Here is a 684-nt window from a genome sequence, read left to right as displayed (position 1 = left end):
TCGCCGGGGCCAGCGCCTCGGCATCCTCCTCACCGATCCCGGCCTGGCGCAGCACACCGCCCACGCGGCGCTTGCCCAGCCCGCGCCGCGCCATCGCGCTGGCGCGCGCCTCGCCGAACGCCCGGTCATCGATATAGCCCAGCTGGGCGAGCTTCTCGGCGAGGGCCGCCGGGTCGCCGCGCTCGCCTTCCCAGCCCCGTTCGCGGATCTTGCGCGTCAGATAGGATGTCAGGCGCCCCCGGGTCGTCGCGAAGCGTTCGACATAGCGCAAGGCCAGCCTTTCCAGCGCTCCCGCATCGAGCGGCGGCGGCGGGCGGCGCTCTCGGCTGGGGCGGGCTTGCGGCATCACGCCATCATTGTGCCACACTCGGAACGGATTTTGAACGCTTGGAAGCGGCAGAGATGCAGGCTTTCATAGTGGAGCGGCTTTTGGGGAAAGGCCGCATTCAAGGGCGCAAGGAATAATGGTTAGTGACGTTCCGGGATCGGAAGAGCTGTTGGCGGAGCGCGCCACGGTGACCTCGACGCCCACCGAAGATTCGCTCGCGCGGCGCTTCGCGGATTTCGAAACGCTTGGGGAAGCGCTCGATTTCGCGGCTAGCGGCGTTCGCGGCCTCAACTTCCACGATGCCCGTGGTGGCCTCGTCCGGCCCTATCCGTTCGCCGAGCTGCGCGAGGATGCGC

At 68.6% G+C, this 684-nt stretch carries 2 protein-coding genes; one reads left to right on the top strand and one right to left on the bottom strand.

What is annotated here, in order from left to right:
• On the bottom strand, positions 1-349 hold a 349-nt coding region (locus tag AC1DZC_RS20020; protein ID WP_477044492.1), incomplete at its 3' end, for a hypothetical protein.
• 115 nt (positions 350-464) lie between these two features.
• On the opposite strand from AC1DZC_RS20020, the gene AC1DZC_RS20015 reads away from it, so the two are divergent.
• Positions 465-684 (top strand): hypothetical protein (locus tag AC1DZC_RS20015; RefSeq protein WP_477044491.1); only part of this gene is annotated, 220 nt, incomplete at its 3' end.

The organism is Cellulomonas sp. P2_B4, from assembly GCF_056404795.1.
The sequence above is the reverse complement of the archived record's forward strand: the minus strand, read 5'-3'. Positions and strand labels throughout refer to the sequence as shown.